We start from the raw sequence: 1553 nt of genomic DNA, 5'->3' as shown, positions 1-1553 counted from the left end.
TCTTGATGACACGCCCAAGCTCGAGAAGAACAAGAAACACACTATTGAAGTAGTTGTTGATCGCTTTAAGGTTCGCAGCGATATCCAACAACGTATCGCAGAATCCTTTGAGACATGCCTTGCCCTAACCGACGGCATTGCAGTTGTTGCCCCAATGGGTGAAGACGATGACCTAGAAGAGATCATCTTCTCTTCACGATTTGCTTGCCCCCATTGCGGTTATGCAATTAGCGAGCTTGAGCCTCGCATGTTCTCTTTCAATAATCCTGCCGGTGCTTGTGGCTCCTGCGATGGCTTAGGCGTTAATCAGTTTTTTGATCCTGATAGAATCGTACACAACCCCAGCCTAACACTTGCAGAAGGCGCGATTAGGGGCTGGGATCGACGCACGATCTACTACTTTCAACTCTTAAGTAATGTGGCCGAACACTATAATGTCGACATCTCTAGTACCTATGAGGAGCTACCTGATAGTTTTAAACAAACCCTCCTCTACGGAAGCCAGGATGAAGAAATATCGTTCACCTATGTCAATAGCCGTGGCGACAGCGTACAACGCTCGCACGTTTTTGAAGGTGTCATTCCTAACATCGAAAGACGCTATAGAGAAACTGAATCAAATATGGTTCGGGAAGACCTTGCTAAGTACCTGAACAATCAACCTTGTCCAAGCTGCCATGGCACTCGATTAAAACAAGCATCGCGGCATGTTTACATAAACAAAGACTCACTACCCGACTTAGCCAAGCTCCCCATTGGTACTGCTTTGGATTATTTCGAAAACCTAGAACTTAGCGGTCAACGAGGAGAAATAGCTGACAAGATTCTAAAAGAGATCCGCTTACGATTGGAGTTTCTAGTGAACGTAGGCCTAGATTATCTAAATCTGGAACGTAGTGCCGACACATTATCCGGCGGCGAAGCCCAAAGAATACGGCTAGCAAGCCAGATTGGCGCCGGGCTTGTGGGCGTCATGTATATTCTGGATGAACCATCGATCGGACTTCACCAACGGGACAATGACCGCCTCTTAAAAACGCTCACTCATCTCAAAGAGCTAGGCAATACTGTAATCGTTGTTGAACACGACGAAGATGCTATCAGACTTGCCGATCACGTCATTGATATCGGCCCGGGGGCTGGAATACATGGTGGCGAGATCGTCGCCGAAGGTACACCTGATGAAGTTATGTCCAACCCTGCATCCCTAACCGGCCAATATCTGTGTGGCAGCAAACGAATTGAAATCCCGGATGAACGCCATAAACCAAATAAGAACAAACAACTCATTCTGCAAGGCGCCAAGGGAAATAACCTTGAAAACGTTACACTTGAAATTCCAGTTGGCTTATTTACCTGCATTACTGGTGTTTCAGGCTCTGGTAAGTCAACCCTGATCAACTCAACGCTTTACCCCTTAGCGGCGACTGAACTAAATAATGCCACGACCTTAAATGCAGCAGAGCACGAAGCCATTCACGGCATGCACTTTTTCGACAAAGTGATCGATATTAATCAGAGCCCGATCGGACGCACCCCAAGATCAAACCCCG

Annotated in this window: 1 pseudogene; it reads left to right on the top strand. The window is 47.0% G+C overall.

The features are described 5' to 3' along the window. Positions 1-1553, top strand: a pseudogene (locus tag A3766_RS31470) (excinuclease ABC subunit UvrA); the annotation flags it as partial.

Source organism: Oleiphilus sp. HI0132 (genome assembly GCF_001635845.1).
Note: the sequence above shows the minus strand (reverse complement) of the source record. Positions and strands in the feature narration are given on the sequence as shown.